We start from the raw sequence: 25,722 nt of genomic DNA on the forward strand, positions 1-25,722 counted from the left end.
CACATCTGCTGCGGACCTTGCGCCGTCTATCCCGTCAAGGAACTTAGATCGGGCGGCGTCGAGGTCACCGGCTTCTTCTACAACCACAACATCCACCCGTACACCGAGTACAAGCTCCGCCTCGAGGCAGTCAGGCAGTACGCCGAGATGGTGGAGCTGGATGTGGTCTACCGGGAGGAGTACCTTCTGGAGGAATTCCTGGCCAACACGGCAGCCAACCCGCAGGAGCGTTGCGCCTACTGTTACCGGTCGAGGCTTGAAGAAGCCGCCAAGACCGCGGCCGAGCTCGGTTTCGAGCATTACTCGTCCACCCTGCTGTACAGCAGGTACCAGAACCAGGATCTGATCAGGGAATTCGGGGAGAAGTTGGGAAAGCGCTACGGGGTGAACTTCCACTACGATGACTTCAGGCGCGGATGGCAGGAAGGGATCAACCTTTCCAAGGAGATGGGGCTTTACCGTCAGAAGTACTGCGGCTGCATCTACAGCGAGAAGGAAAGGTATGTGAAGAAGTAGGCTAAGGGCTAAGGGCTAAGGGCTAAAAGAAAGGCGAAAGGCTAAAGGACAGGAAACGGTCTTTATCCTTTCGCCTTTATAGTTTATCCTTAAGCACGTAGACTCAAACTTTTAGCTTGGAGTGTCGTTATGCCATCACTGGGGAAATCTCTTATTGTAGTAGGGCTGGTGATTGCACTGGCAGGCGTGATCCTGACACTGGCGGGTCGTATCCCGTGGATCGGGCGCCTTCCCGGTGACATCTATGTCAAAAGGGAGAACTTCACTTTCTATTTCCCCCTCGCCACCAGCATCATAATCTCAGTCATCCTCTCCTTCATCCTCTGGCTCTTCCGTAGGTAACCTCTAAAAAAGCCTCACCACAGAGGAAACACAGAGGACCACAGAGGAACCCTCAAAAACTAACTGCTACTTGCACATCCATTTGCTGCACATCCATTTGCTGCCATCCATTACTGCACATCATTACTGCACGTCGTCATCGTAGGCAAAGACGCACCCCTTACGTCCCCCCCTTGTCAAAGGGGGGACAGGGGGGATTTGCCTTTATCAGAGCTTATTCGTCAGACACATCACTTGACGCGTCTTTAAAGTTTTTCCTCTGTGCCCCTCCGTGGCGAGGCCTTAGCCTATCTCCACAATCTTCCCGCCCTTGTTGAGCTGGAAGAGATGCCCGCGCCAGAGGACGCGATTGCCCGTGAGCGACAGCGCCCACACCCCGAAAGACAGTGCATCCCGCAGCGGCAGGAGCCAGAGCCAGCGCGGCAGCAGCCCGTCCTTTACGAAGCCGCGGCTGTATTTCAAGGACACTGCGCTCCGACCGAGGTACAGCAGCGCCGCAGCGGCAAAACCTTCCATCGAAAAACCTGATGCCACGATGGCAAGGAAGGCCCCGAGGAACGGCAGAGTGATCCCGGAGGCGAAGTAGCCGCCGGGCCTCGACACCCTCATGGTCCGCCCCCACCTGAGCTGCCGCACCAGCACCTCCGAGACACTTTCGCTTCCCCGCATGATGCTTTCCACGAAGAACGGAGAGAGTTCCAGACGGTAACCTGCCCTGTGAATCATGTTGCCAAGCTGGTAATCATCGGCCAGGTAGTCGACCAGCGCCTCGAACCCGCCAATCCGCTCCAGCGCACTCCGCCGCACCGCCATGGACGCACCGAGGGCGAAGCTCAACCCCTCCAGCTTCAGCGCAGTCATCACGTTCGGCACCATCTCGCAGGAGAAGCCGAGCGCCTCGACGGCGCAGCCGACGCCCCTCACTCCCGAAGTACGGTAAAGGGAAGTAACCAGCCCGACCTCCGGATCGGCGAACGGCGCGCAGACCTCGCGCAGATAGCTGTCGCGGACTCTTATGTCGCTATCGCAGACGATGACAAAGGGATGTTTCGCCTTCGCGTAGGCATGCATGAGGTTGCAGACTTTGTAGTTGGCACCGTGAATCGAGCCATCGACCACGAGGGATATGTCCACCTGCGGGAAGGCGGCGATAAGGCGTTCGATCACCGGGATAACCGGGTCGTCCCCCGAAGCAGCCGCGAAGACGATCTGGAACTCCGGGTAATCCTGGCGGCAAAAGGAGGCGAAGTTCTCGAAGCTCTCCCCATCCATCCCCTTCACCGGCTTCAGGATCGTGACCGGTGGGGTGAAGTTGTCGAGCGTCGGCTTCTTGGCAAAGAAACCTCGGCCGCAATGGAAGGTGATCCCGGCATAGGCGATGGCCGGGGCGGTGATCAGGAATGGTAAAATGTGGCGGAACATCGAATCCTTTCGCTACCCCTGCAGAAGGGGCATCAGGTTTGAATCTCCCCTTTTTGCGAAGGGGTCGTCTCTAACTCCCTCTCCCGGGGAGAGGGTCCTTAAATCTTCTCGACGAGAACCAGGTACGGCGCGACAGGGGGGCGGTTCAACTGCCGGTTGCGCCAGACATTGAAGCTCTTCGGCGACAGCGCTGCCGCCCAACTTTCCACGGCCAGGGCCTCCTCCGGCCCTCCCTCGTGTCCGGTATAAAGAGCGATGGTGATGATACCTTCCGGTTTCAGAAGGGACGCAGCCTGTTCCAGGGCAGAAACGGTGCTTTCCGCTGAGGTCACCAGCGGCTTTTCCCCTCCCGGCAGGTAACCGAGGTTAAAGACCGCGGCCTTCAGTCCCGGAGGAACGAACTCAGTCAGCCTTTCGTGCCCCGCCTCTATCAGTTCAACCGACGAGAGGAGTCCCTCCCGTTCCAGCAGGGCAGTGGTAGCGGCGATGGCGCGTGGCTGAACGTCGAACGCCCAGACCTTCCCCCCCTCCCCTACCAGTTCAGCGAGGAGTAGGGTATCGAATCCGTTGCCGCAGGTGGCGTCGAGGACGAAGTCGCCAGGCCGCACCCTCTGTCGCAGAAAGAAATGTGACAGCGGCACCGCCCCCCGCAGAGATTCTCTTTTAGCAACTTTTCCTTCCAAAGACAGGTCCTTCAAAAGAGTGAAGCAGTTAACAGGGATGGGCAGGATGCATAGGATGGAAGCGGTGAAACAGTTTCAGGTAAGGCCGCGGACATCAAAAGCGAATCCCCCCTGTCCCCCCTTTGACAAGGGGGGGACGCGAAGGTCACCCTTCACCTTTCACCTTTCACCTTTCACCTTTCACCATTCACCATTCACCTTTCACCTTTCACCTTTCACGTTTTTTCACTTCTTCCCCGCAATGTTCAGCACCGCCGGGAGGGTGATCATGAAGGCTACCTGGCAGGCGACCATGCCCAGGGACATGACGGCGCCGATGCTGAAGACACCCTGGTGATGCGCCACCATCAGGGCCCCGAAGCTCGCCATGATGGTCAACGTGTTCAAGAGTACGCCGATGCCGGTACTGCTGGTAATGACGGTCGCGGCACTTTCGTCCTCGCGCCGGAACCGGTTGATGATGTAGATCCCGGAATCGACCGCGATCCCCAGCACCAGCGGCAGCACTATGATGTTGGCCGAGTTGAAACTGATCCCGAAGAGCCACATCCCCGCCACCATGAAAAGCAATCCCACGATGAGCGGAATCAGCCCGATCAGCGCGAACTTAAAGCTCCTGAAGGCGATCAGCAGGATGACCACGATGGCGCCGAAGGCATACATGAAGGCCCGCTCGTAGGCGTCGCGCATGATGGTCATCGACTCATAGACCATCACAGGCTCGTTCGTGGCATGGGGGTCGACGCTGCGGACCTCGTCAACAAACTTCTTGAGCGGGTCGCGGTCGAAGATCTCGTTCTTCGGCGCCACCTGCAGCATGAGCTTTCCGGTCTTGCCCACAAAGCGGGAACGAAGCTCCTTAGGAATGTCCGCATCGGTGATCGGCGAGGCGTTCAGGCTCTCCTTCAAAAGGGCTATCTTTTCCGGGAGTTCCTTGAACATCCCACCCTGGAAGTCCTGCAGCATCCCGACTGCGTTCCTGTTCCTCTCCTTCTCCAGCTTGGCGAAGAAGGCGTCGAGGGTGGTCAGAAATTTGCCGACCGGCTTGGCCTCGGGACTGCGCTCCTCCTCCAGCTTGGCCTTGAGCTTCACCGTGGCATTCCTGAAATTCTCGAACACCGTCGGGAGCTCCATGAGCGAAAGCTCCTCCTCGTACTTGGCCGGTTGCACGCCGCTCAGTTCCTGCCGTATCGCGGCCAGCTCCGCGAGCTTTTCCTGCTGATGATCGGGGACGAAGGTGTTGATGCTGACCACATGGTCGACGGTCGGAAGCGCCTCCAGTGCCCTGGTCCTGGCGGCGGCCTCCGCAGTATCCTTCGCGACGACCACGGCAAAGTAGCCGGAGTTCTCCTTGCTCCGCATGAGCTTATAGGCGTACTTCACCGACTCGAGCCCCTTCGCCTGCAGGTTCATGAGGTTGTAGTCGAAGGCCATCTGCGAAAGCGGGTAGAGCGCCGCCAGGCACAGGACAGCGGTGACGGCAATGACAACTTTGGGATACCCGAAGAGAATCAGCGACAGGGTCCTGAAGCGCGGCTCAGGCTGCACCTTGGCGGGCCGCCGCGGCTTCCTGTGCCGGGCCAGGAGGACCAGCATGGCCGGAAGTACCGTGAAGGTTACGACAACGCAGATCGCCACGCCGCCTGCGGCGATGATGCCGAGCTCGGCTATCCCCTTGAAATCGGTAAAAACGAAGGTGAGGAAGGCTGCGGCAACGGTGGCCGCCGCCATCACGATCGCCCAGATGTTTCGGTCGAGGCCGGTTTCGATGGCCTCCGTCTCGGGCTTCCCGATCCGCAGCTCCTCCTGGTAGCGCAGCACGACCTGGATGCCGTATTCGATGCCGATACCGATCAGCATGATGGCAAACACCATGGAGAGAATATTCAGATGCCCGACGACACCGGTGGCGAAGCCGAAGGAAAGCGATATGGCAACCAGCAGCGAGACCATGGCGGCGAAGACGTTCAGAACCCCGCGGAAGGCCAAAAGGAGCAGCACCACGGTCAGTGCCAGCGAAATGACGGTGGCCAGTGAGATGTCCCGCTGGCTGGTGGCCATCTCCTCGTTTTCCAGTACGGGAGAGCCGGTCAACCCGACGGTCACGCCCTTGAACTCAGGCAGGGCCTTGAGCTTGGCGACCTGGGCTCGAACGGCCGCGATGGCCGACCCGGCCGGAACGAAGCCCTCCATGCTGCGCACCGGAAGCACGGTGAGGATCTGCTGCTTCCCGGCCTTGGCAAAGGAGGAGTCGGGGCTCATGAACAGCCCCTCCAGCGACGGCGGTGCGCCCCCCCCGCCTCCGAAGCTGGTGAAACCGGCCCCCAGCTTGTCCAGCATGAAGACGACCTCGGGGAGCTTCGACTTGTCACCGGCCACGTAGCTGTCCATGGTGCCGGTCATGTAGTTGAAGAGGGTCTGCACCGTCGGGGCCTTGGAGAGCGCCTTCAGGGCGGGTGCCGCCAGGGTGATGCTCTTGTGCAACTCCTTCAGGTCCTCCAGCGGCATGAAGAGGAAGCCGTTCTTCTGGAAAAAGGGTAGCGCGTACGGATAGGAGACGTCGGAGAAGTGCTCCTTGTCCCCGGACAGGGAGTCATAGAGCTTCTTCCCGAAGGCGGCGACGCGCTCGGCGTCGGAACTCTCGATGACGACGGCGATGTCCTCCATGTCGCCGAACTCGGCGTGGAAGGCCTGGAAGTCTCGATTGAAGGGGGTGTTCTGCGGCATCAGCTGGTCGCGGCCGGTGAGAAACTCCATCCTCTGAGAGGTGTACCAAAGGGAGAGCGCCGACAAAAGGAGCGCCAGACAAAGTACCAGCCACGGATGACGCGACGCCAGGGAGAAGAGCTCTCCCCCTCTCTTTACAGTTTCTTTCATATATCCTCTGCTCGTTTCCTGCCTGATTTTTGACGCCCTGCAACCTAGCACAGCGGTTCTCCAGAATCAAGATTCGGGAGCGATGCCGCGTGTTTAATGAGCTAAGTCGGTTAGAGACAACAAAAAATGGTGTACCTTTGAGAAAAAATATGCTAAATCTCGCAGCTTGTAACTATTAACAAAATGGCTACACTGAATGAACTTGAGCCAATCTCGCGAGAAGGAGCTTGTGGTGACATCCCCGTTCAAACACCCCATATCACACGCACTCACCTCATTCAACGGGACCGCCGTCGAGCCCGAGAAAACTTCCGGCCAGAGCCAGGGAGCAAAGGTGCATCGCCTCCCCCCTTCGATCTGGAAGAGAAAACAAGGCAAGGAAAAAAGCCAGCTCGACATAGCCATTGAAGGAAGCCGGGACTTCTTCTTCAGAGAGCAGCTTCCGAAAGGGTACTGGTGGGCCGAGCTTGAATCCAATGTCACTATCACCGCCGAATACATCATGCTGTTCCACTTCCTGGGGCTCGTTGATCATGAGCGCCAGCGCAAGATGGCGAACTACCTCCTGTCCAAGCAGACGGAGGAGGGTTTCTGGACCATCTATTACGGCGGGCCCGGTGACCTCTCCACTTCGGTAGAGGCCTACTTCGCCCTGAAGCTGTCGGGGTATCCGGCTGAGCACCCGGCGATGGAAAAGGCGCGCCGCTTCATCCTCGAGCAGGGCGGGATCATCAAAACCCGCGTCTTCACGAAGATCTTCCTGGCGCTCTTCGGTGAGTTCGCCTGGTTCGGCGTGCCGAGCATGCCGGTCGAGCTCATGCTCCTCCCCAACTGGGCCTACTTCAACATGTACGAGTTCTCCAGCTGGGCCCGGGCCACCATCATCCCCCTCTCGGTGGTGATGGAGCGCCGCCCGGTCAGGAAGCTTCCTCCCGCCGCGCGGGTGCAGGAACTCTTCGTCCGCCCGCCGCGCCCCACCGATTATACCTTCACCAAGGAAGACGGCATCCTGACCTGGAAGAACTTCTTCATCGGCGTCGACCACATGCTGAAGGTCTACGAGAGCAGCCCGATCCGCCCCTTCAAGAAGCAGGCGCTGGCCAAGGCGGAGCAGTGGGTGCTGGAGCACCAGGAATCGACCGGGGACTGGGGGGGAATCCAGCCCGCCATGCTGAACGCCATCCTGGCCCTGAACGCCCTGGGGTACGCCAACGACCACCCGGCTGTGGCGCAGGGGATGGAGGCGCTGGCCAACTTCTGCATCGAGGGCGAGGACCAGCTGGTGCTGCAGTCGTGCATCTCCCCTGTCTGGGACACGGCGCTGGCGCTCAAGGCCCTCACCGATTCCGGCGTCCCCAACGATCACCCCTCGCTGGTCAAGGCGGCCGAGTGGCTGCTGGACAAGGAAGTGAGAAAGCACGGCGACTGGCGGATCAAGGCCCCGGAGCTGGAACCCGGCGGCTGGGCCTTCGAGTTCCTCAACGACTGGTATCCCGACGTCGACGACTCCGGGTTCGTGATGATGGCGCTCAAGGGCATCCAGGTCAAGGACCGCAAGCTGATGAACGGCGCCATCAAGCGCGGCATCAACTGGTGCCTGGGGATGCAGAGCAAGAACGGCGGCTGGGGCGCCTTCGACAAGGACAACACCAAGTACCTGCTGAACAAGATACCCTTCGCCGACCTGGAGGCGCTGATCGATCCCCCCACTGCCGACCTGACCGGAAGGATGCTGGAGCTGATGGGAACCTTCGGCTACTCCAAGGACTTCCCGGCCGCGGTGCGCGCTCTCGAATTCATCAAGAAGGAGCAGGAGCCGGAGGGGTGCTGGTGGGGACGCTGGGGGGTCAACTACCTCTACGGCACCTGGTCGGTCCTGTGCGGTCTGCAGGCCATCGGCGAGGACATGACCCAGCCCTACATCCGCAAGGCGGTGAACTGGATCAAGGCGCACCAGAACATCGACGGCGGCTGGGGGGAGACCTGCGAGTCCTACCACGACAGGACGCTGGCCGGAATCGGCGAGAGCACGGCTTCCCAGACCGGCTGGGCGCTGCTGGCGCTGATGGCGGCGGGCGAGGCCAACTGCTCCGCGGTCACCCGCGGCATCCAGTACCTGATCTCGACCCAGAAGGGCGACGGCACCTGGGACGAGACCCAGTACACGGGCACCGGATTCCCGAAGTTCTTCATGATCAAGTACCACATCTACCGCAACTGTTTCCCGCTGATGGCGCTCGGTACCTACCGGGACCTGACCGGCGGGCAGCCTTGATGGTGCAGGTTCGATGAGGGCATTCGTCACCGGCGCCACCGGTTTCATAGGGGCGAGCATCGTCCGGGAGCTCTTGAAGGACGGCTGGCAGGTGCGGGTACTGGCAAGGCCCGGCTCCGACCGCAGGAACCTCGCCGGTCTCGACATCGAGATATGGGAAGGTGATTTAAGCGACCGCGCCGTCCTCGCCCGGGGGCTCTCCGGCTGTCAGACCCTGTATCATGCCGCGGCTGATTACCGGCTCTGGACGCCGAACCCTTCCGTGATGTACCAGGTAAACGTGGGAGGGACCCGCAACATCCTCGCCGCCGCGATGGACGCGGGAGTCGGGAAGGTGGTCTACACCAGCAGCGTCGGCACCCTCGGGAACCCCGGCAACGGCACGCCCGGAACCGAGGAGACCCCTGTCGTCTTCGAGGACATGGTGGGGGACTACAAGAAGAGCAAGTTCCTTGCCGAACGCGAAGCGGAGTCATTTCTGGAGCAGGGGCTCCCGCTGGTGATCGTCAATCCCTCGACCCCGGTGGGCCCGTTGGACATCAAGCCTACCCCGACGGGGAAGATCATCGTGGACTTCCTGAACGGCAAGATGCCGGCCTATCTCGACACGGGGCTGAACCTGATCGACGTCGAGACCTGTGCCAGGGGGCACCTCCTGGCGGCGCAGAAAGGTCGGGTCGGCGAGAAGTACATCCTGGGGAACGAGAACCTGACGCTGGCGCAGATCTTCGCGATCCTTTCCGAGATCACCGGGCTGAAGGCGCCGCGGGTGAAGCTCCCCTACTACCCGATCCTGATGGCGGCCTACGTCAACGAGGCCATCTCCGCCGTGACCCGCAAGGAGCCGCTGATCCCGCTGGCCGGGGTCCAGATGGCGAAGAAGTTCATGTTCTTCGATCCGGGCAAGGCGGTGGCCGAACTGGGCCTGCCGCTCACGCCGGTGAGGGGGTCGCTTCAGCGTGCGGCAGAGTGGTTTCGCGCCCACGGCTACGCGAGGCAAGTTTCGTAACAGGTTTTAAAGGTTTTGGTGTTACCATTCACCATTCACCTTTCACCATTCACAGCCTTTAAGGGTTTTAAAACATGTACAAACTGCTAGGGAAGATAGACGGTCCGAAGGACCTGAAGAAGCTGAAAACGGACGAACTGGTGAAGCTCGCCGATGAGGTGCGCGCTTTCCTGCTGGAGACGGTACCGAAGACGGGAGGCCACCTCGCCTCCAACCTCGGCTGCGTCGAGCTGAGCATCGCGCTGCACTACTGCTTCGAGTCGCCGGCGGACAAGATCATCTGGGACGTCGGCCACCAGGCCTACACCCACAAGATCCTGACCGGCCGCCGCGACAGCTTCCACACCCAGCGCTGCTACAAGGGGCTCAGCGGCTTTCCCAAGCGCTCCGAGTCGGAACATGACGCCTTCGGGGTCGGCCATTCCTCCACCTCGATCTCGGCAGGCCTAGGGATGGCGGTGGCGCACGGGCTGGCCAACGACGACAGCCGGGTCATCTCGGTGATCGGCGACGGCTCCCTCACCGGCGGCATGGCCTTCGAAGCCCTGAACCAGGCGGGACATCTGAGAAAGAACCTGATCGTGGTGCTGAACGACAACGAGATGTCGATCTCCAAGAACGTCGGCGCCCTCTCCTCCTTCATCTCCAGGAAGATGACGGGTGGGTACTATCGCGGTCTGAAGAAGGAGATGGAAGAGGTCCTGGCCGGCATCCCCGCCATAGGCCGGAACATCCTGCACTTCGCCAAGAAGGCCGAGAACTCGCTCAAGGGATTCCTGACTCCGGGAACCCTCTTCGAGGCGCTGGGATTCGAATACGTGGGACCTATCCCCGGCCACGACCTCCCCGCCCTGCTGACCGTGCTCGAGAACGTGAGAAACCTGGAAGGGCCGATCCTGGTGCACGTGATGACCAAGAAAGGGAAAGGCTACCAGCCCGCGGAGGACACCCCGGCCAAGTTCCACGGCATCGCCCCGGTCAAGCCGGCCAGCGCCGCCCCGGCCAAGCCCGCCCCCCCTTCATACACCCAGGTATTCGGGGAAACCATGGTGAAGCTCGGTGCAGCCGATCCCAAGATCGTGACCATCACCGCCGCCATGCCTGACGGCACCGGGCTTACCCCCTTTGCCAGGAGATTCCCGGAGCGTTTCTTCGATGTGGGGATTGCCGAACAGCACGCCCTCACCTTCGCTGCGGGGCTCGCCGCCGAGGGATTCAGGCCGGTGACCGCGATCTACTCCACCTTCACCCAGCGCGCCTACGACCAGGTCTTCCACGACATCTGCCTGCAGAAGCTCCCGGTCACACTGGCGCTGGACCGCGCCGGCCTGGTCGGCGACGACGGTCCCACCCATCACGGGGCCTTCGACATCTCGTTCCTGCGCCACCTCCCCGAGCTGACAGTGATGGCGCCCAAGGACGAGAACGAGCTGCAGCACATGATGAAGACCGCCATCTACTCCGGCCGCCCCATGTCGGTACGCTATCCGCGCGGCGCAGGGTACGGGGTAGCCATGGACAAGGAGCCGAAGGAGCTCGAGATCGGCAGGGGTGAGCTTCTGGTCGAAGGGAGCGATCTGACGCTGGTGGCCATCGGCTCCACCGTCCATCCGGCGCTCCAAGCCGCGGCTCTCTTGAAGGAGAAGGGGATCTCGGCCTCCGTCATCAACGCCAGGTTCGTGAAGCCGCTGGACGAGGAGTTGATCCTCGCCGAGGCGCGGAAGACCGGCTGCCTGGTCACCGTCGAGGAAAACGCCCTGCACGGCGGTTTCGGAAGCGCCGTGCTGGAACTGGTCTCCGACGCCGGGTCGAGCTCGGTGCGGGTGAAAAGGATCGGCATCCCGGACAGCTTCGTGGAGCACGGAAGCCAGGCCCAGCTGAGGGCCGACCTGGGGCTGGACGCCGCCGGCATCGCCGGGACCAGCGAAGCCTTCCTGCGCGCCGAAAGAACCGCCCCACGCCAGCTGGCAAGGGTTAAGTGAGAAGAAACAGGTAATAGGAACCGACGGGACAGTCATCAGGGTATCCGCTACCTTTTGGCTCGTCCCGTTTTACTGTGTCAACATACCGGACCACACTTACAGCACTGATGAAGGGATGAATTAAACATGCGTTTCCCCATGCGACTCAATTACGATCTCACCAAGTACATCGTCTCCAACAAGATGAAGAAGCAGGAGAAGTATCCCCTGGTGCTCATGCTGGAGCCGACGCACCTTTGCAACCTCGCCTGCTCCGGCTGCGGCAGGATCAGGGAATATGCCGACACCATCCAGGAGATGATGACACTCCAGCAGTGCCTGGATTCCGTGGATGAGTGCCCGGCACCGGTAGTAACCATCACCGGCGGCGAGCCCTTCCTCTATCCCCACATCTTCCCGCTGATCGAGGAAGTGCTTAAGAGAGGGAAGCACATCTACCTCTGCACCAATGCGCTCCTGCTGGAGAAGGCGCTCGACACCCTGAAGCCGCACCCCAACTTCGTGCTGAACGTCCACATGGACGGGATGGAAGAGACCCACGACCGGATCCTGGAGCGCCAGGGTACCTTCCGGATCGCGATGTCCGCCATCAAGAAGGCCAAGAAGCTCGGCTTCAGGCTCTGCACCAACACCACCATCTTCAAGGAGACCGACCTCCTGGAGATCGAGATGCTCTTCTCCCACCTGAAGGAGCTGGGGGTGGACGGCTTCCTGGTGGCGCCGGGATTCGGCTACGAGGCTGTGGGCGAGAAGCTCTTCCTGGAGCGGCGGGATATCGAGAAGAAGTTCGAGCAGGTCTTCGAGATGAGCAAGCGTTTCCCGTTCTTCTCCACCCCGATGTACCTCCGTTTCCTGAAGGGCGAGAAGCATCTGGAGTGCACCCCGTGGGGCAACCCGACCAGGAACCCGCGCGGCTGGAAGGCCCCCTGCTATCTGATCACCGACGGCCATTACGGCAGTTTCCAGGAGATGATGGAGAAGACCGATTGGGAGAAATACGGCGTGGGCAAAGACCCCCGCTGCGCCCAGTGCATGATGCACTGCGGTTTCGAGCCCACAGTCGTGGCTGAAATCGGGAAGAGCTGGAAGGATATCTGGGAGATGTTCCTCTGGAACCTGACTTAGCCATTTTTAACGCTTTTGAACCTGTAGTAATCTTGCTGAAAATACCATAAAAATTAAGTATTTATAGGTTGACACACCCCCTAAAGCCCGCTAATCTTTGAGACAGATTTAGCGGGTTTTTTACGTTCCGTCCTACCTATATCCTACCTAATTGGAAGTCAGGCAACTCTAGGTAGGACCGGAAAGGGGTCCACATGCCGAAATTGCTGCTCACCAAGAAGAACATAGACAAACTGCCTTTCACCTCGAAGGGGCAGGTCGACTACTTCGATACCGAACTGAAAGGGCTGTTCCTCAGGGTGGGTCGGGAGTCCAAGACCTTCTTCGTACAGGTCGATGTCCTGGATCCGAGAACGGAGAAATATCGGACGGTCAAGGGGAAACTGGACCGCTACGGCGAAATCACGCCGGAGCAGGCCCGCCAGAGAGCGCCGGAGCTGCTCCAGAGGCTGAGGCTGGGGAAACCGGCCAACGACGAGGCCATCCCCACCTTACGGGAGCTGTATGTGCGCTATCTCAAGGACAAGCCCCTGGCAAAGTCAACCCGGGACGCCTACCGGTTTCACATCCCCCCGAAGTTCGAAAGTTGGCTCGACCTCCCCGTATCGAAGCTCGGCACCAAACTGACCCCGGACGTCGTCATCAGCAGGTACCAGCAGATAATGGAAACCAATGGCAAGGGCGCGGCACAAAATTCCTTCAAATGCCTCCAGAGCATCATCAAGTACGGGACCATCCTCTACCCCCAGCACATAGCCGGCAACCCGGTGAAGGTGATTTCCGACGCCAAGCTATGGACCCGGCAAAATGCGCGCATCGATTGCCTGGAACCGGATCAGTTCAAAACCTTCTACGAAGGGCTGCTTCGGTTCTCACCCGTGCACCGGGACTGTTTCCTGGTCACCCTGTACCAGGGGTGGCGGCCCAACGAGGCACAGAGCATCAAGTGGCAGGATGTGAACCTGGAGCAGGGGATCGCCAGCATACGGCATGAGACGGAAGTATCCAAGCACAGCTACAGGATCCCCCTCTGCAGCCAGGCGCTGGCGATCCTGAAGCGCCGTTTGGAGACCCGGGTCGAGGGGAACGTCTATGTGTTCCCGTCGGATTGGCACTCCAACAAGCGCGGGCACGTCACCATGCGGGCCGAAAAGCTGAAACAGCGGACCGGGCTGGACCTGACGGTCCATGGCTTGCGGCGCACCTTCATCACCACCGGCGAGCGTTTGAGATTGCGACGGGAGGATATCAACCTGCTGACCGGACACGTCGACCACAGCGTGACCGGGAGGCACTACAGTCGGCTGACAGCCGACGACCTCCGCCCTATCCTGCAGCGGATTGCGAATGAGATGGAACGGCTTATGCGGGACGGCATTGGCGCGAAGGTGATCCACCTGCAGGCTCAGGCAACCGCAGATTAACACTTGGCTGACCCGGCTTGCCCGGGTCCTGCTGGATGGTTGGAAATCTCCGTTCATATTCGTGGTGAAGTTATCAAGTTATCCAGGCATGGCCCCATGGTCTACGTGGCCCCATGGTCTACGTGGCCCCATGGTCTACGCATCCTGCCATGGCCCCCCTCAACGCCTGGCCACATCGGGCGGTTCCCCCGGGACGTAACGACTGGTAACCCGAAAGGGCGCGAAGGTATACAAGGTTTTAAGCAGCGCAGAATTTATTTGCTAGGAATCTTTATGATAACCCCAGGGGCTAACTCGATTTCTGAAGGAAGTTCAGAGCGGTCGCTAGGATCATTGAAGTTGTCAAAAATCCACCTTGAAAGATGATTCATATCTCTCAATCTAACAAGATGCGGTGACCGTGCGGCAAACCACTTTGCATCTGGAGTGAATTGAGTATTAGTAACAATAAGCCCAGCTTGCAAGGGTTGCAAACCAAGAACGGCTTGCATATCTTTAATTGCACTTGGACCAGTCTTTCTGGTAGGGACCATATGGTGTTTTACTTGTACTCCAAGAAAATAGTTAAGCGGAGAATTGGTAGACCATGCTACGATATCAATTCCACCGTCTGGAGCGTAAACTGAACCGACTCTCTGTACTCCGTACCCCATTTTACTGAGCCGCTCACAAACTAAAATCTCGAAATTTTCTGGTCCTATGTTGTATATATTACTATAGTCCTGACGTAGCAGAGAAATAAGTTCTGCAGTTGTGTCTATAAGCTGTATTTTTTGCCCAACCAATGGCCAAGATTCTCTCGCATTGAAAACTTTGACGATATCTAAAATGAAAGTCAATACAACATTGCTGTCTATCGGACTTCCACTGTTGAATCTGATTAGCCTACTTGCTAAATCCTTAACATCCTGATAACTGGATAAGGCCATGATTTCGGATGCTATATATAACGCCATATCATCTGGGATCCGTAATTTAGAGGTATGGGCCTTTTGTTTGATTATTGCTAATATTGTTTCGATATTAGGCGTGGAGATATCAGCAATCAATCCCCATTCCATTCTAGCGCTAAGACCTTTGTTGATGAAATCGATGTCTTTAGGGAAGCGGTCAGATGTAAAGACAATTTGTTTGCCCTGTTGGTAGCACTTGTTATAAATATCTAACACCCTCTTTTCTGCAGGGTCGTTTCCCGCAATCAGTTGGATGTTCTGTATGATAAGTGCAATGACATTATCATAGTCATAATTATTTATGCACTCTAGACTGCCGGCGACACAACAATCACTAATAATAATGTGAGAGTTAGTGGGTGTTGTTTTATTCAGCTCATTCGCCATTGCGTTAATTAAATAGCGACAATCTTCTAATGCGTAGGAGTGAGACGCATAAAGGCATAGGGGATTGTAGTCCTTTCCAGGCTTACGCGCTACGGCCTGAGTTGCGGCATACGCAAATTGATTCGAAGCACCGCAAATGAAGTTTTCGAAAGTACAGTCTACTCTAGCTGGTCCAAGAATCATTGCTCCCCCATATTTAAACTATAAACAGTGCTAGGCCAACATCGTTATTGAGCGGTTAGAGGGCGTCATCTACGGGTAGATGCAAGTATATAGCTATAGATGCAAGTATATGGCTGTAGATACTGCCCCTGTATATACAGGTGGATGCTTTTCCTCTTTGCCCTACGTTTATCCGGCATCTACAGGTATATGCATTTCCAGCGGGGTGCCTCGTTGCTGTCACTCCACTCTCTCCTCTTCCACGGCCCCTTAACGCACGTTTGGCTTTGGCTGTTATAAGATACTTTCAATAAAAAATCACTTCAAAAGATTGAGAGTAAATGGTTCTGGACTTTTGCTTAACGTGCAGCAAACGCTCCCGGCTTCCGATTCAGATCTCTCCCCGCCCATCCCCGACTCTCCTCGGCATTTCACGAGCATCTGCTAAAATATTCCAATGCTATTTCTGGCGCCACGGCTCTCGTTCGAGACGCAGAGGGACTTCAGGCTATGCTTTCGATGTCACCGGGAATGGGTGCAGGACAGGCCGGCGGATATTTCTCGAAGGAAGACTATTACCTGAGGGATGCCGATCTCGGCCTCAACTCAAGGTGGTGCGGCGAGGGTGCCAGGGTGCTGGGACTTGAGGGGGCGGTCCGCGAGGTGGATTTCCGGGCTCTCTGTAGCGGAGAGAGCCCCATCGGCGACCGGCTCGTCGCTTACAAGCAGACCCGGGACAAGGAAAACGGCGGTCTAGTTGAGACTCATCGAGCAGGCAACGATTGCACGTTTTCCGCGCCCAAGTCGGTATCCATTGCCTATGCCGCAGGTGTCGATGCGGTAAAGGAAGCCCATGACGCGGCGGTGGTTTCGGTTGCCGGTCACCTGGAAAAGCACAATTCCTTTTACCGCACACCCGAGGGGCTGCAGCACGGAATCCTGGTCGCCGCCAAGTTCGACCACGCCACCTCCCGGAACATCGATCCGCAGCTGCACTCCCACCTCTTTGTCATCAACGCAACGCAGACCCCCGACGGCAGTTGGAGGGCCAACGAACCCAAGGGGATCTACCAGGATCTGAAGTCCCTGGGGCTCTTGTACCGGCTTGAGCTGGCCCGGGAGCTTGAGGCGCGGGGCTTCGAGATCGTGGTCCAGGACCGCTCCCGGCTGTTCTTCGAGCTGAAGGGGATCGATCCCCGGCTCATCGAGCACTTCTCGTCCCGGCGCGAGGAGATCGAAACCCAGGTGGCCCGCTGGCGTGAGGAGGGGAGGTTCGCCGGGGTCCCACATGGCAGGCTCTACGAGATGGCAGCCCTGGAGACACGGGACCCCAAGCGCGGCATCACCCGCGAGGAGGTGGCCAGGGTCTTCGAAGGGGGCTTCGAAGCCTGCGGCAGTTCCTCTCTCCAGGTCAAGCGGGACCTTGAAAAATCGCGCGCAGCTCCCATGAAGGCACCCGACCTCCAGCCGGAATTGACCCCGGCCCGGGCGGTGGAACTGGCCGCCCGGAATCTCACCGGCAAGGAGGCGGTGCTGGAACGGGCACGGCTTTTGGACCAGGCCGTGCGGATCTCGGGGACCAGGCATGGTCTGCGGGAACTTGACGCCGCCCTCGACGCGGGGGGCGAAGGGGTGCTGCGGATCGGGACGGACCGCCGGGGGAGGGTGTTCTACACCACCCGCGTCACCATCGAGCTCGAGGCGGGGAACCTGGAAAAGGTGAGGGAGCTGGCCCGCGTCCCCTTCCCTTCCTTGGGGACCGAGCAGGAGATCGCGGCCTACCGGGAGCGACTCGCTTCGGAGGGGGTCCGGCTCACCGCCGGGCAATGGTCCGAGTTCACCAACGAGCTGGCCGGAAAGAGTGCCTTCCTCCTCACCGTGGGGGACCCGGGGACGGCCAAGACCGGCACGCTCGGGTTCATCGAGCGTTTCCATCGAGAGGTTCTGGAACCTGCCGCAAGAAACCCCACCGTCATCAACCTCGCCTACACCGGGAAGGCGGCCCGGGAGATGACGCTCGCCACCGGCACGGCGAGCTTCACGGTGGACGGTTTCCTCGGCGCGGCTTCCAAATTTGACCTGCAGGGGGAGATCTCCGAGGGGGCCATATTGGAGGTAGGGGGTGAGCGTTGTCGCCTCTCAAAAGAGGTGCCGGTCGTGGTCCGGGTGGACGAGGCCGGTTTCCTCGGGGCCACCCAGGCCCGCGAGCTGTTGCGGGTGGTGGAAGGGCTGCGGGAGCAGGGGGTCCAGGCAAAGCTCCACCTTCTGGGGGACACCAAGCAGATGCAGACCATTGCCGCCGGGGACTTCCTGCGCCAGGTCGAGGCGCTGGGGAGGCAAGGCGGGCTGGAGTACGCACACCTGACCGAGATCCTCCGGCAGCGGGACCCGGGGCTTCTGGAGATCGCCAGGGGGCTCAACCGGGAGGACCGGCCTCTCGGGGAGAACGCGCGGGAGGCCCTGGCCCTCCTCGAGAAGCGCGGGGAGGTGACGGAGATAGCCCGCCTTCCGGAGCTTCACGCCGCCGCCGTGGAACACTACCTCGAGGAGAGCCGAAAGCTCTCCCCGGTCCCCGAGCTGGCGGCCGTCGGGGAGCGGCAGAGTGTGCTGATGGTGGCCGCGACCAACGCGGAGCGCAGGGAGTTGAACCGCCTGGTGCGCGAGGCGCGTATCGCCGCCGGCGAGATCGAAAAAGGGAGCACCTTCCGGGTTCTCACCCCGGTTCCCCAGGGGGTTACCGTCGAGGGGTACCGGCTGGGCGACCGGGTGATCTTTACCGGGGAGAGGAGCGGGGACGGCAGGGTGCGGAGCTGGGGCACCCGGATCGGGGTGGAGGGGGAGGTCGTGGGACTCAACCGGGAGCGGAACCTGGTCCGGGTCAGCTACTCTTTTCAAGGCAGTAAAAAGGGAGAAGAGCCGCGGACGCGAAGGGTGACCCGGGAGTTCCCCGCGGACGGGATGGCGGGGAGGAGCGCGCTTTACAGGGAGGAGGAGCGGCACTTCGCGGTGGGGGATCGCGTGGTGGCGCTTAGAAATAATGCCGGGCTCGACCTGCAAAACGGAGCGATGGGGACCGTGAAGGAACTCGACGAGCGGGGAAAGGCAGCGGTCGATTTCGGGGACCGGACGGTCGATCTCGATCTCACCCGTTACCGGCATATCGACCACGCCTACGCGGTCACCATCCACAAGAGCCAGGGGGCCACGGTCGACCGCTCAATCATGGTGGCACCGGTGCCACCGGAACGGGATGGCCATCGGGAGACCGAGTGGAGTGCCGACCAGGAAAGCTGCGGTCAGGCGAGCTACAACGCACTGAACGTCGCGGTGACCCGCGCGCGGTTCGGGACCCGGGTCTTCACCAATTCGCTGAAGGGATTTTCCAGGTCGGTGGAACGGGTGGAGACCAAGACCTCCACCTTGGGTTTTGCAGGTCGCGAGCGGGAGGGGCGCGAGATCACGCGATCCGGTTCCGATCGCCATCTCCAGGACGGGGAGTTGATGGAAAAGATCCGCCGATTCGAACGCTCCATTCCAGGACCGGAAAGGGGGTCGCTCAACCGATCGGTGGAGGCGATTCGGGTCCCTCCGACACCGGAGCTGGAAATCCCGAAAACGCTGCGAGAGATGCCGGTGCCGCAGAGGGATCTTGGTCGTGAGCTTGAGCTGGACTCCCCGGGAAAATCGGGTCTCGATATGGAGATCAAAGAGTGATGGCTGGGATGGTACTTCCCGCTGCAGCCGGAGGAGGTTCGGCGGGAGAGGTGAAGAGCGGGCAGAGCCCGACGCCCCGGCGTTTTCTGAACCGGCTTTTTCCCCTTTGGTGGGTCGCCGACCTGAGGAGATTGAGGGGGTGATCCGGGCGGTCGCTCCCGAGCCGTAGGAAATGACGAAGGGCCCGATCCCGCGGTTGGAGATTCCGCGGGCCGGCCGTTCTTGTCGAACCTGCAGCCTGATCGGTGCGGGGCTTGGGAAGGGTGGCTTAAGGCAAGGGCGGGCCTCGCTTGACTCGGCGTTCTTCCTCCCCACACCAAACGCAGCCCTGCGGGCTACGGAACTTTCGGCCCCTCAATGTTTTCGACGGGTTATTCGTCCGACGGCGTATGACAGTCCCGGTGCCAGATTCTGCAAGTAGTCGAGGATGATTAGTTTTGGCGTCAGACACCGTCTGGCGCCCCATGAGGTGGAGGCCATGACCAAAACGTGCATCAGATTTGCTCCGGAAATCGTGGAAAAGCTGCAGGCGGAGGCCAAGGAATTGTCCGAGCTTTCTGGGAAAACTGTGACCGTTTCCGACCTTCTGAGGGGGTGTGTCAGGGAGAAATTCCCCGAGGTTTCGCAGCGGGCCAGGAGGGAACATCTCCTCCTATCGGAGCTCCGGGAAGAGGTCGGAGGGCTCCGGGAGCGGGTGGAAAATCTCACCCGGGCAGTGGAGATGCTGGTGGAAAAACTGGCCGTGGAATTGCGGGAAATCTCAACGAGGCAGCAGGTCAAAAACCTGGAGGCGGCCCTCATCCAGGTGGTGGAAGCGACCAGTACCAGGAGGTGACCCATGTCCGACGAGGAGCAGGAAGAGAAAAAAGGGGCGGCCGAAACAACCCCCGCCCCTGCCGAGGAATCACCGGAAGAGACCGCCCAACTGATCATGAGGGCAGCCGGGATCCAGCCGAAAAACGCGCCGCCGTCGCAGAGTCCCGAGGAGCATTTGAAGCAGCTCGACCACCACTTCAAGGTGATGATGGACGACGTGAAGAAGGCTCTCGGCATGGCCGATCAGGGCCGGGAGCGGGCCGAAAAGGTCGTCCAAAGGGTGGAGACTTTCTGCCAGGAGAAGCTGCCGCAGCTGATCGTGGCGGCCCTCGACCGGGCGGGGGAGCAGGGGGTGCGGGCGTGTCTTTCCCCGCTCAGAAACGAGGTTGAGAGTTTGACTTCCTCCCTCCAGAAAGCCCGGAGTGAGGTGGAAAAATCGTTCTGGTGGATGCTGGGGATGCTGGTGGCGGGGAGCCTCACCGCGGGCATCTTCGGCGGTTCCCTGGTCTGCTATTACCTTCGATCCCGGTGAGGAGAAGGCCGGGAAGATCTGGGGGAGGAGGATGCAGCCGCATGTAGAGGAGGCTAACACCAGGGAGCGGGAGCAGTTTTAGCAATGGGTTGTCGGCAGCCCCTGAACGCGGACTCTGCCTCAGTGAAAGGAAGGCCGGGAACAGACCAGAAAGGCCGGCAGGGGGCCGGCGTGCGGCTCCTCTTCCGGGGGAAGTTTCCCCCTCGCTGCGACCGCCAGGGCGGAGGCGCCCTGCCCTTCTCCGCTACCCTCTCTGCGGGGGGGCCCCCCCGCAACGCCCCCGGTAAAAGCTCGACATTTTGGACCCAAAGCAGCCGGCAGAAACCCCGGCAGCTTTACCGGTCAAAGCCCGTTCACGGGCTGCCGCGGCAGCGGAAGCCCGCGAACGGGCTTTCCTCATTTGAGCGGGGGAGCGCACCCGCACCCTCCTCCAAAGGCGGGATCCGGGGTCGTGGCGGCAGAGTTTTTCAATCGGCCCGTGAGCGTATCAGACGGTCCCGGGCCTCGCGCATGCCGTTGAAAATCGACTCGCTTATCTCCTCGGGAAACGACTGCGGCAGTTGCCCTGCGACATTTGCTACCACGTCGTCCATGCCGTCCAGAAGTTCGGCGATCACCGCGGCCGTTTCCTCCTTGGAGAACCGGCAACGTACCGCCGTGGACAACCAATGGCGGTACATGATTCGCGACCACTGGTAATGGCTGGTCTTGCCCTTGACCGCCATCGCCATCTTCAAATCCTGCAGGCCAAGCTGTCGTTTTGCCACCAGCGGATAGGCGGACATGACGTCGTAGGCCGGAGTAAGCCGGAAGCTTCCTCCCGGCAGCAGGAATATGCTGAAGTTCTTCGCATGCCCGTCAATGGCCCCCAGCAGCCAGAACAGCACCTGCATCGTCATGAACGTTTTCCGGTCCCGCAGCGCCTCGGTTGAGCCCAGCAGAAGGTTCATGATCCCCTCGCTCCCCGGCCCGCCGTCGCTTTGGTACTTCAGTGCCGGCGGGACCCCCAGCGCCTGGCACATGTCCTCCTGCGGCAATCTGATCAGCCAGGATCCGTCCCCTGACCAGCGGCGGTCGAAGCGCTCGACCACCAGGACCTTGATCCCGTCGAAACCGGCGATCTCCGCGCTCGCGGCAGGCACCCCGTAGGCTTTCAGGATCAGATGGCAGAGCCACTCGTTTTCGACGCTGTCGGACAGGTCAAGGCCGCTGTGCGCAATCTTGCCGACGGGAAGTTTGAAGATATGGCTGGTGGGGGTGACCCCCAGGGGGAGGCACCATTTCCCGTTGTGCCAAAGGAGTGCTGTCTTCTCCTGCGCCCCGGCGATCGAGATACGGAAATCGCGCTCCCTCCTCATCCCCAGCGGCATGGTTTCGTAGTTGCGCAGCGTATCGGCGATCTCCGGCTCGCTTAAGGGAACCGCCTCGACCTTTTGCACGTCGAGCGTTTCCGCATCTTCCGGGAAAAGCTGTATGGCGCCGACGCAATCCCTCCCCACGTGCCACAAGAGGTCGAAGCAGCGGTTCGACCGCGCGGCGAACCTCGCCTGGATCCGGTTTCTTATCGGCTGACTGTCCGGGAGCAGATTGTCGAAATAGTTTTCGACCACATCGCCGGCGTAGGTTTCCCGGTTCAACGGGAGGGAAAGGGACAAAGGCCGGCTCTGCTCCCAGGTCAGCCACTCTTCGGCGTAGGAATACTGAAGTCTTCCGCTGGAAGCCCGGGAGAGGCGGCCGACCTTCCGGCCGTTCATGAATACGTACAGCTCGGCGGAGCTACGGGTTCGTGCCATTTACCAGAGGTCTCCCTTAGCGTCATCGAGCGGCCGTTGCCGTGCCTGGATTGCCAACTCGAGATCGAGCGCGGCCAGCAGTCGGAAAAGGGTCCCCAGCTCCGTTCCCGTGTTGCCTTTTTCCACTCGGGACACGGTTGGCTGGTCGATCCCCACCGACTTGCCGACCGCGGTCTGACTCATCCCTTTTTTCTTCCGCTCCTGGCGCAGCACCGCTCCCAGGCTTTCGGGGGAATGGATTTTTTGAGGCATGTGGTGACTCCCGTTCATCTATTATATAGCGTGCAAGCTATGATCGAAAAATATAACTCGCAAGCCATATTTTGTAAATATAATTTACAGGCCATAAATCCGGCAAGACCGGAGACACGGTACCGGAGCTGAACAGCCGGTGTTCGCTTTTCGGCCAGCTCCTGGCTCTAAAATAAGGAAATACAAGTGCTTAGCCATGGCACGTTCCGAGCAACGACGCTCTTGGCTCGTCCGACTATCAGGCCCCGACGGAGGGACAACAACAATCCATCGTGTCGAAAGGGGGAAGATAATGCCCAAGCTCATGACGGAAAAGGAAACGGCTATTATGGTGGGGATGTCGGTGCATTGGCTGCGCAGGAAGAGGTGGGAAGGTGGCGGGATACCATTCATAAAGATGTCCGAAGGAGGGGCTGTACGCTATTCCGAGGAGACCGTCCTGCAATATCTCGACGCACATTACCGCACCAGTACCAGTGACACCGGCGACCGGTAGAACTCCGGGAAAAGGCGGCCGGCATCGCAGTCAAAAGCCGAATTCTTCGCTTCCGCCATCGCGGCGGGGATGCCTGATGGATAGGGGACGGTCGCATTGCAGGGTGCTTTTTGCCGTTCTGAAGCTACCCGCCGTCCGGTATTTTTTCTTCAGTTGCGGGGCGGTTTCCACGTTTGGACATCTGGGAGATGTTTAATTTTTTTTAATTTTATCCTACCTATATCCTACCTAATGTTTGATTTAAATTGTAACAGGCTTGAATTACATGCACTTTTATGATGGGAGATGTTCCTCTGGAACCTGACCTGATCTTCTGAGTCCTCTTCTGTTACCAAAAGCCCGCCGGTATTTACCGGCGGGCTTTTTTGTGTCAGTGACCGGCGCTTGACTTCGGCGGGGGCTGGGGTTTGCTTTTGGGGGTGGACCTTGGTGGAAGTAGTGGACCTCATGGACAGGTTGGCAGGATGGGGGTGCTATGGGCGAGGCTTTGATACCGAGGCATGGAGGGTACCGCCACCTCAAGAGCTTCCAGGTGGCGCAGCTTGTGTACGACGTGACCGTGCGCTTTTGTGACCGCTACATCGACAGGCGGAGCCGGACGCACGACCAGATGGTGCAGGCCGCACGCTCGGGGGTGCAGAATATCGCGGAAGGAAGCCAGGCATCCGGGACCTCGAAGAAGACCGAGCTGAAGCTGACCAACGTCGCCCGCGCCAGCTTGGAGGAGCTGCGGCTGGACTACCAGGACTTCCTGCGGCAACGCTGCCTGCCCCTATGGGAGCGCCGGGACCCTCGCCGCGCCGCCTTGATCAACCGGCGCCCCGCTGACGCGTACGCCGTCGCATCCTGGGCAAAGGAACTCCACAGCGCCGACCAATTGTGCAGTGCCACCTCGTCCACCACCTCGTCCACCACCTCGTCCACCTCGTCCACCTCGTCCACCTCGTCCACTCCGTCCACTCCGCCCACCTACCCGGAAATCGCCGCCAATGGCGCACTGGCACTTATTGCTGTGGCCTGTGCTCTTCTTGACCGCCAGATAGCCGCGCAGGCTTCGGCATTCGAGGCAGAAGGAGGTTTTACCGAGCGTCTGTACCGCGTCAGAAGCGCAAAGAAGAGGTGGTGAAGATCGACCTGTAGCGGGGGCACAATATGTTTCTCCTCACCGATTGCGGATTCGGCCGCGCCTAGTATTCTTGAGAGCGTTTCTTTTCGGAGACCTTTTTCAGGGATGCTGAAGAGCGACTCCATTCGGGAGAATGCTGATGAAACGTTTGCCGATAGCCTTCCTGGCGATCCTGGCGGTCCTGGTGGCAGCGTCGCCGGTTATGGCGGCGGCAGGAAAGGAGATGGCTTTTCTCCGGCGGGGTCTGGAATACTTCGAGGCCAAGGATTACCAGCGTGCGGTCCGGGCCTTTACCCAGGCGGTGCGGCATAATCCCGATTGCACGGACGCCCAGGAGGGGCTGGGCCTTGCCTATATGCAGCTCGGCACCAGTGAGGCGGCCAGCAATGTCGAGATGGTCGACAATGCCATCGCAGCTTTCAAGGAGGTCCTGCGGCTGGCTCCCCGGTCGGCTGAAGCCCGCTACCAACTGGGCCTTGCCCACTTGATCGTGAACGACAAGAAGAGCGCGATGAAGGAGTATGAAGCTCTCAAGGTGCTCGACCCCGGCAGGGCGGAACAGCTTCAACTGAAGATCGCAGCCTACAAGGCGCCGAAGTCGTTGAAGACCCTGGTCTCGACGGAGAAGGATGGGAAGTCCACCCGCATCAGCGTTGCCGGAAACCAGGTGCTGGTCCCTGTCTCGTTCACTCACAACGGCAAGATCGTGGAGGCGAGCCTCCTGCTCGATACCGGGGCCTCGTCGACGCTGATCAGCAGGGAGATGGCCAGGAGACTGGATATCAACGTCGACAAGGCGACACCTGTCAAATTCCAGGTGGTCGGTGGCGGGATGGTTCAGGGCTGGCATACCAAGGTCGATCGGGTTGAGGTGGGTCCTCACGCCAAGGCCGGCATGGAGGTCGCCGTCGTCGCCGAAAGTGGCCCCTTCCCCTTCGACGGCCTCCTCGGGATGAATTTCCTGCGGAGCTTCAAGTATTCGATAGACTTCAGCAACCAGGTCATCTACTGGGCCCGCTGAACGGTGGGCAGCGCTTCTGCAGAGGTCACTTCAGAATAATCTCCACATCATCCCGCTCCCGCTTCAGGTTCTTCAGCAGGGAAACCACCCTTTCGAAATCGTGCCCCATCCTCTTCTTGGAGTCCGCGGAGTCTTCCCAGACGATCTGGAGAGGTCCCTCGATGTCCGTGGAAAGCACGTCCCACAGCGCGTCGAGGTTGCGGCCGAAATAGTCCGGGATCGGCAGAGAGCGGGCCAACTGGTCGTAAAGCTCGTCCAGGGAACCGATGTACCGCCCGTGGAGCAGGCAGCGTTTCACTGACATGCCGGCACCTCGGTAAAGGTGCTGTAGTGGTCAACGGTGACCATGCGCACCCCGTCATTGGAAAAGACGATCCGCTTGGCGCCCCGGTGCCCGCCCTTGTAGTCAAGGTCGGCTTCATGCCAGATCTTGCCCCCGTCGGGAAGCTGCCCCTCCTGGTTGGTGAAAACGTCGCCGCCTATGCTCTTCCCCTTCAGCTTCTTCGAGGCCCACAGGTCCTTGCCCGGCTTCCATCCCATCTTTCGCGCCTGCTTCTTGGTCACGAACTTCGCGGGGAGGCTTGCGTTGCCACTCTTATTGAGAGAGCGAAGTACCGTCACCAGCTCAGGCTCGTCAATCTGTGGATCGAGGTCCTGGTTTACCTGGTGCACGACCTGTTCACACGACTGGGCGAGAACGTTAGCCGGTACTGTCCCCAGAGCCAGCAAGTAGATTGCGGTCACTGTGATGAGCCGTATCATCTGCCATTCTCCTCTAAAGATCCTGCAGCGTTAGTGGGCCCGAGTCCCGCATT

At 59.8% G+C, this 25,722-nt stretch carries 21 protein-coding genes; 13 read left to right on the plus strand and 8 right to left on the minus strand.

The genetic code is table 11. The features are described from left to right. Nucleotides 1-516 (plus strand): epoxyqueuosine reductase QueH (locus tag AC11W3_RS13040; protein ID WP_484093130.1); only part of this gene is annotated, 516 nt, incomplete at its 5' end. Between the two features lie 129 nt (nt 517-645). Then, nucleotides 646-858 (plus strand): DUF2905 domain-containing protein, encoded by a 213-nt coding sequence (locus AC11W3_RS13045; protein ID WP_484088819.1) that lies wholly within the window; start codon nt 646-648, stop codon nt 856-858. Nucleotides 859-1,140: 282 nt separating this feature from the next. Here AC11W3_RS13045 and hpnI read toward each other — a convergent pair whose 3' ends face one another. The 3 genes from hpnI to AC11W3_RS13060 form a co-directional block, all read right to left on the minus strand. Further along, nucleotides 1,141-2,280, minus strand: a complete 1,140-nt coding sequence (gene hpnI, locus AC11W3_RS13050; protein WP_484088820.1) for a bacteriohopanetetrol glucosamine biosynthesis glycosyltransferase HpnI — start codon at nt 2,278-2,280, stop codon at nt 1,141-1,143. Between the two features lie 98 nt (nt 2,281-2,378). Then, on the minus strand, nt 2,379-2,963 hold the full coding sequence (mnmM, locus tag AC11W3_RS13055; protein ID WP_484088821.1) for a tRNA 5-(aminomethyl)-2-thiouridylate-methyltransferase MnmM: 585 nt from the start codon (nt 2,961-2,963) through the stop codon (nt 2,379-2,381). A 225-nt stretch (nt 2,964-3,188) separates the two neighbouring features. Further along, a complete protein-coding gene (locus tag AC11W3_RS13060; protein WP_484093131.1) occupies nt 3,189-5,840 on the minus strand; it encodes an MMPL family transporter in 2,652 nt (883 codons plus the stop codon). A gap of 196 nt (nt 5,841-6,036) precedes the next feature. Between AC11W3_RS13060 and shc the strand changes: the two genes are divergently transcribed. The 5 genes from shc to AC11W3_RS13085 all read left to right on the plus strand — a co-directional run bounded on the left by shc (nt 6,037) and on the right by AC11W3_RS13085 (nt 13,655). Next, the gene (shc, locus tag AC11W3_RS13065; RefSeq protein WP_484088823.1) at nt 6,037-8,115 is read left to right on the plus strand and encodes a squalene--hopene cyclase; all 2,079 of its coding nucleotides are present in this window, start codon (nt 6,037-6,039) and stop codon (nt 8,113-8,115) included. A 13-nt stretch (nt 8,116-8,128) separates the two neighbouring features. After that, entirely contained in the window at nt 8,129-9,124 is a 996-nt protein-coding gene (gene hpnA / locus AC11W3_RS13070; protein WP_484088824.1) for a hopanoid-associated sugar epimerase, read from the plus strand. A 74-nt stretch (nt 9,125-9,198) separates the two neighbouring features. Further along, nucleotides 9,199-11,106: a 1-deoxy-D-xylulose-5-phosphate synthase gene (gene dxs / locus AC11W3_RS13075; protein ID WP_484088825.1), complete on the plus strand. Its 1,908-nt coding sequence runs from the start codon at nt 9,199-9,201 to the stop codon at nt 11,104-11,106. Nucleotides 11,107-11,232: 126 nt separating this feature from the next. Further along, on the plus strand, nt 11,233-12,231 hold the full coding sequence (gene hpnH, locus AC11W3_RS13080) for an adenosyl-hopene transferase HpnH (protein WP_484088826.1): 999 nt from the start codon (nt 11,233-11,235) through the stop codon (nt 12,229-12,231). 194 nt (nt 12,232-12,425) lie between these two features. Then, entirely contained in the window at nt 12,426-13,655 is a 1,230-nt protein-coding gene (locus AC11W3_RS13085; protein ID WP_484088827.1) for a tyrosine-type recombinase/integrase, read from the plus strand. 254 nt (nt 13,656-13,909) lie between these two features. On the opposite strand, the gene AC11W3_RS13090 is transcribed toward AC11W3_RS13085, so the two are convergent. After that, a complete protein-coding gene (locus AC11W3_RS13090; RefSeq protein ID WP_484088828.1) occupies nt 13,910-15,178 on the minus strand; it encodes a DnaA ATPase domain-containing protein in 1,269 nt (422 codons plus the stop codon). Nucleotides 15,179-15,667: 489 nt separating this feature from the next. Here AC11W3_RS13090 and mobF point away from each other — a divergent pair, with 489 nt between their 5' ends. The 3 genes from mobF to AC11W3_RS13105 all read left to right on the plus strand — a co-directional run bounded on the left by mobF (nt 15,668) and on the right by AC11W3_RS13105 (nt 20,219). Further along, nucleotides 15,668-18,871, plus strand: coding sequence for a MobF family relaxase (gene mobF, locus AC11W3_RS13095; protein ID WP_484088829.1), 3,204 nt, complete (start codon nt 15,668-15,670; stop codon nt 18,869-18,871). A 478-nt stretch (nt 18,872-19,349) separates the two neighbouring features. After that, nucleotides 19,350-19,706, plus strand: a complete 357-nt coding sequence (locus AC11W3_RS13100) for a hypothetical protein (RefSeq protein ID WP_484088830.1) — start codon at nt 19,350-19,352, stop codon at nt 19,704-19,706. Nucleotides 19,707-19,709: 3 nt separating this feature from the next. Continuing rightward, nucleotides 19,710-20,219, plus strand: a complete 510-nt coding sequence (locus AC11W3_RS13105; RefSeq protein ID WP_484088831.1) for a hypothetical protein — start codon at nt 19,710-19,712, stop codon at nt 20,217-20,219. Nucleotides 20,220-20,686: 467 nt separating this feature from the next. Here AC11W3_RS13105 and AC11W3_RS13110 read toward each other — a convergent pair whose 3' ends face one another. Then, nucleotides 20,687-22,012: a type II toxin-antitoxin system HipA family toxin gene (locus AC11W3_RS13110; RefSeq protein ID WP_484088832.1), complete on the minus strand. Its 1,326-nt coding sequence runs from the start codon at nt 22,010-22,012 to the stop codon at nt 20,687-20,689. After that, complete coding sequence (locus AC11W3_RS13115) at nt 22,013-22,264, minus strand: helix-turn-helix domain-containing protein (protein ID WP_484088833.1); 252 nt, start codon at nt 22,262-22,264, stop codon at nt 22,013-22,015. Nucleotides 22,265-22,556: 292 nt separating this feature from the next. Between AC11W3_RS13115 and AC11W3_RS13120 the strand changes: the two genes are divergently transcribed. The 3 genes from AC11W3_RS13120 to AC11W3_RS13130 all read left to right on the plus strand — a co-directional run bounded on the left by AC11W3_RS13120 (nt 22,557) and on the right by AC11W3_RS13130 (nt 24,907). Beyond that, nucleotides 22,557-22,760 (plus strand): hypothetical protein, encoded by a 204-nt coding sequence (locus tag AC11W3_RS13120; protein ID WP_484088834.1) that lies wholly within the window; start codon nt 22,557-22,559, stop codon nt 22,758-22,760. A gap of 475 nt (nt 22,761-23,235) precedes the next feature. After that, nucleotides 23,236-23,886: a four helix bundle suffix domain-containing protein gene (locus AC11W3_RS13125; protein WP_484088835.1), complete on the plus strand. Its 651-nt coding sequence runs from the start codon at nt 23,236-23,238 to the stop codon at nt 23,884-23,886. A gap of 139 nt (nt 23,887-24,025) precedes the next feature. Continuing rightward, complete coding sequence (locus AC11W3_RS13130; protein ID WP_484088836.1) at nt 24,026-24,907, plus strand: aspartyl protease family protein; 882 nt, start codon at nt 24,026-24,028, stop codon at nt 24,905-24,907. A gap of 25 nt (nt 24,908-24,932) precedes the next feature. Here AC11W3_RS13130 and AC11W3_RS13135 read toward each other — a convergent pair whose 3' ends face one another. Further along, a complete protein-coding gene (locus tag AC11W3_RS13135) occupies nt 24,933-25,211 on the minus strand; it encodes a barstar family protein (protein WP_484088837.1) in 279 nt (92 codons plus the stop codon). Further along, nucleotides 25,202-25,669, minus strand: a complete 468-nt coding sequence (locus tag AC11W3_RS13140; protein ID WP_484088838.1) for a ribonuclease domain-containing protein — start codon at nt 25,667-25,669, stop codon at nt 25,202-25,204. Before AC11W3_RS13140 ends, AC11W3_RS13135 begins: the two co-directional genes overlap by 10 nt. Nucleotides 25,670-25,722 lie beyond the last annotated feature (53 nt).

It is taken from the genome of Geomonas sp., from assembly GCF_056994735.1.

Coding starts and splice junctions, on each gene's coding strand:
- mobF (WP_484088829.1), top strand. CDS start 15,668: ATGCTTTCGATGTCACCGGGAATGGGTGCAGGACAGGCCGGCGGATAT.
- AC11W3_RS13085 (WP_484088827.1), top strand. CDS start 12,426: ATGCCGAAATTGCTGCTCACCAAGAAGAACATAGACAAACTGCCTTTC.
- AC11W3_RS13100 (WP_484088830.1), top strand. CDS start 19,350: ATGACCAAAACGTGCATCAGATTTGCTCCGGAAATCGTGGAAAAGCTG.
- AC11W3_RS13110 (WP_484088832.1), bottom strand. CDS start 22,012: ATGGCACGAACCCGTAGCTCCGCCGAGCTGTACGTATTCATGAACGGC.
- hpnI (WP_484088820.1), bottom strand. CDS start 2,280: ATGTTCCGCCACATTTTACCATTCCTGATCACCGCCCCGGCCATCGCC.
- shc (WP_484088823.1), top strand. CDS start 6,037: ATGAACTTGAGCCAATCTCGCGAGAAGGAGCTTGTGGTGACATCCCCG.
- AC11W3_RS13105 (WP_484088831.1), top strand. CDS start 19,710: ATGTCCGACGAGGAGCAGGAAGAGAAAAAAGGGGCGGCCGAAACAACC.
- AC11W3_RS13125 (WP_484088835.1), top strand. CDS start 23,236: ATGGGCGAGGCTTTGATACCGAGGCATGGAGGGTACCGCCACCTCAAG.
- AC11W3_RS13135 (WP_484088837.1), bottom strand. CDS start 25,211: ATGTCAGTGAAACGCTGCCTGCTCCACGGGCGGTACATCGGTTCCCTG.
- AC11W3_RS13130 (WP_484088836.1), top strand. CDS start 24,026: ATGAAACGTTTGCCGATAGCCTTCCTGGCGATCCTGGCGGTCCTGGTG.
- AC11W3_RS13060 (WP_484093131.1), bottom strand. CDS start 5,840: ATGAAAGAAACTGTAAAGAGAGGGGGAGAGCTCTTCTCCCTGGCGTCG.
- AC11W3_RS13140 (WP_484088838.1), bottom strand. CDS start 25,669: ATGATACGGCTCATCACAGTGACCGCAATCTACTTGCTGGCTCTGGGG.
- AC11W3_RS13120 (WP_484088834.1), top strand. CDS start 22,557: ATGCCCAAGCTCATGACGGAAAAGGAAACGGCTATTATGGTGGGGATG.
- AC11W3_RS13090 (WP_484088828.1), bottom strand. CDS start 15,178: ATGATTCTTGGACCAGCTAGAGTAGACTGTACTTTCGAAAACTTCATT.
- dxs (WP_484088825.1), top strand. CDS start 9,199: ATGTACAAACTGCTAGGGAAGATAGACGGTCCGAAGGACCTGAAGAAG.
- hpnA (WP_484088824.1), top strand. CDS start 8,129: ATGAGGGCATTCGTCACCGGCGCCACCGGTTTCATAGGGGCGAGCATC.
- AC11W3_RS13045 (WP_484088819.1), top strand. CDS start 646: ATGCCATCACTGGGGAAATCTCTTATTGTAGTAGGGCTGGTGATTGCA.
- hpnH (WP_484088826.1), top strand. CDS start 11,233: ATGCGTTTCCCCATGCGACTCAATTACGATCTCACCAAGTACATCGTC.
- AC11W3_RS13115 (WP_484088833.1), bottom strand. CDS start 22,264: ATGCCTCAAAAAATCCATTCCCCCGAAAGCCTGGGAGCGGTGCTGCGC.